Below are 3,392 nucleotides of genomic sequence, written 5' to 3'. Positions count from 1 at the left end.
GCCCTGACGGAGAAACCACAGTGTGACGTTTTAGTGATCATTCATCCCGGATGATCACTAAAACGTCACACTGTGAGCTGTGGCGAGGCTCGGCCGAGGCCGAGCCGCGCCACAGCGCGCTCAAACTCGGTGGGCGGCCGGACAAACTTGCCGCGTGTCAGCCGACCAGCGACCGCAGGGCGTCGACCCGGTCGGTCTGCTCCCAGGTGAACTCCGCCAGCGGGCGCCCGAAGTGCCCGTACGCCGCCGTCGGCCGGTAGATCGGCCGCAGCAGGTTGAGGTCGCGGATGATCGCCGCCGGCCGCAAGTCGAACACCTCCCGGATCGCAGCGGTGATCTTGCCCGGGTCCGCGGTCTCGGTGCCGAACGTCTCCAGGTAGAGGCCGACCGGGTGGGCCTTGCCGATCGCGTACGCGACCTGCACCTCGGCGCGGCGCGCCAGGCCCGCGGCGACGACGTTCTTGGCCACCCAGCGCATCGCGTAGGCCGCCGACCGGTCCACCTTCGACGGGTCCTTGCCAGAGAAGGCGCCACCACCGTGGCGGGCGTAGCCGCCGTAGGTGTCCACGATGATCTTGCGGCCGGTGAGACCGGCGTCACCCATCGGGCCACCGATCTCGAACCGGCCGGTCGGGTTCACGAGCAGGCGGACGCCGGTGGTGTCGATCCCCACCTGGTCGACGACCGGCTTCACCACGTGGTCGGCGACGTCGGGCTGCAGCAGGTTCTCGAGCGACACGTCCGCTGCGTGCTGCGACGAGACGACGACCGTGTCCAGGCGCACCGGGCGGTCGCCGTCGTACTCGATCGTTACCTGGGTCTTGCCGTCCGGGCGCAGGTAGGGCACCTCACCGGACTTGCGCACCTCGGTCAGCCGCTCCGCCAGCCGGTGGGCCAGCCAGATGGGCAGGGGCATGAGCTCGGGGGTGTCGTCGTTCGCGTAACCGAACATGAGCCCTTGGTCACCGGCACCCTGGAGGTCGAGCGGGTCCTCGCCGGCCTCGACCCGCGCCTCGTACGCGGTGTCGACGCCCTGCGCGATGTCGGGCGACTGCGCACCGATCGAGATCGAGACACCGCACGAGTGCCCGTCGAAGCCCTTCGTCGACGAGTCGTACCCGATGTCCAGGATGGTCTTGCGGACGATCGACGGGATGTCGGAATACGCCTGCGTCGTGACCTCGCCCGCGACGTGTACCTGGCCGGTAGTGACCATCGTCTCCACGGCGACCCGGCTGCGCGGGTCATGCGTGAGCAACGAGTCAAGTACGGCATCGCTGATCTGGTCGCAGATCTTGTCAGGGTGACCCTCGGTCACAGACTCAGAGGTGAACAGGCGGTACGACACGGCGCTCCTGAATGATGGGGCGACGACCCCTGTCGTCGCGTGCAGCGGCTGCTGACTGGCGCCGGAACCGGGCATGGCCGGACCACGGCTGCGCTTACTCTAGCCACCCCCTCCCCCCACGCGACCAGTCTCGTCATGTCTCGTTCACGACGCCCGGGGTTGCCGACCGTCGAAATCGCCGTCGCAACTACCCGGGGGCTGGGGCAAACCAACCCGGCCCCCGCTCCGAACGATGGGTGGCGCCACCCGGTGCCGGAGCCATCTGGAGGAGAAATGTTTGGCAAGTCCACCCCACGTCCCGGACGCCGCCGGGTACTGGCGCGAGCTTCCGCGGCGGGAGCCGTCGCGGTCGTGCTCGCCGGCGTCGTCGGCGCGGACGTCGCGACGGCCTCCAGCCACCGCGAGGCGCCCGGCATCGCCGGGACCCCGCGGCTGGACGCCACCGACGTCTTCGCGTTCCTGAGCCCCGACAAGGACGGGACCGTCACCCTGCTAGCCGACTTCCTGCCGTTCTCGGAACCCGCCGGGGGCCCGAACTTCTACACGTTCGAGGACGGCGCCTGGTACGACATCGCGATCGACACCAACGGCAACGCCAAGCCGGACATCGTGTACCGGTGGACCTTCAAGACGAAGGTGAAGGACAAGACCACCTTCCTCTACAACACGGGCCCGGTGAACAAGCTCGAGGACAAGACCCTCAACGTCGTCCAGACCTACGACCTGCAGGTCTACGAGAAGGGCAAGTGGAAGACGCTCGCGAAGGACCTGATCGCGGCGCCGTCCAACGTCGGCAAGGCCTCGATGCCCGACTACGCCTCGCTGCGCAAGCAGGCCACCCACTCGATCAAGGGCAAGGACATCGACGTCTTCGCCGGCCAGGCGGACGACCCGTTCTTCCTGGACCTGCGCGTGTTCAACCTGCTGTACGGCGGTGACCTGTCCGAGGTCGGAAACGACACGCTCCGCGGGTACAACGTCAACACGACGGCGATCCGCGTTCCCGTGAAGGATCTCGGTGGTGCCAAGAACAACATCGGCGTCTTCTCGCGGGTGTCCAAGGCGGACGCCAAGGGCAAGTACCGGCAGGTGTCCCGCCTGGGCATGCCGCTGGTGAACGAGGTCGTCATCCCGCTGTCCGACAAGGACAAGTTCAACGCGTCCGACCCCAAGGACGACGCGCAGTTCCTCAAGTTCGTGACCAACCCGGGCCTGCCCAAGGTCGTGGAGCAGGTGCTGAAGGTCCCGGCGCCGAAGGAGCCCCGCGACGACCTGGTCCAGGTGTTCCTCACAGGCATCCCGGGCCTGAACCAGCCGGAGAAGGTCACGCCGTCCGAGATGCTGCGGCTCAATCTGACGCCGGTGAAGGACCAGAAGAACAGCCGGCTCGGCGTCATCGGCGGGGACAAGAACGGCTTCCCGAACGGCCGCCGGCTGGCGGACGACACCCTGGACATCGCGCTCCAGGTGGTCGAGGGCGAGCTCGTCGGCTCCCCGAACGACCTCGGCGACGGCGTCGACACGAACGACGTCAAGCTCGAGAAGGCGTTCCCCTACATCGGGCTGCCGACCAGCGGCTCGACGTCGGTGAACTCCGGCGCTGCCAGCACCCAGAAGCTCGACTCGAAGAACACCAGCAGCGCGCTGACCAGCGCGCTGGGCGGTGGCGAGCCTCCGGTGCCGTCGGCGGGCCTGGCGGTCGCGGCCGGGGTCGCCATGGTCGGTGGCACCGGCTGGTGGTTCCTGCGGCGGCGGCGCCTGGCGCACGTGGCCGACGGGTACGACACCACGGTGATCTAGCACCCACCAGCGGCACCGATCGACGCGGACTCACCCACCGCGTCACCGGCGGGGTGGCCCCGACAAGGGACCCGGGGCCACCCCGCCCCACCCGGCACTCGGCCCGCGGCGGCGCGGGCCTCTCGGCATCAGGGGAAGAACCATGAAGCGCAGCACGACTCTCACGATCGCCGCCGCGACGGTCGCCGTCGCCGCGATCGGCGCCTCGGCGACGGCACTCGCCGGCGGCGACGCCGACCCCACC

At 68.9% G+C, this 3,392-nt stretch carries 2 protein-coding genes; one reads left to right on the top strand and one right to left on the bottom strand.

Annotation, left to right across the window (positions count from 1 at the left end; all coding sequences use genetic code 11):
* Positions 1 to 157 precede the first annotated feature (157 nt).
* Positions 158 to 1,348: a methionine adenosyltransferase gene (metK, locus tag AC08OU_RS21640; RefSeq protein WP_476605653.1), complete on the bottom strand. Its 1,191-nt coding sequence runs from the start codon at positions 1,346 to 1,348 to the stop codon at positions 158 to 160.
* A gap of 273 nt (positions 1,349 to 1,621) precedes the next feature.
* Here metK and AC08OU_RS21635 point away from each other — a divergent pair, with 273 nt between their 5' ends.
* Complete coding sequence (locus AC08OU_RS21635) at positions 1,622 to 3,148, top strand: DUF4331 domain-containing protein (protein ID WP_476605652.1); 1,527 nt, start codon at positions 1,622 to 1,624, stop codon at positions 3,146 to 3,148.
* The last annotated feature ends 244 nt before the right edge of the window (positions 3,149 to 3,392 follow it).

This window comes from Frankia sp. CcMO1 (genome assembly GCF_977945845.1).
This window is presented reverse-complemented; position numbering and strand designations above follow the sequence as displayed.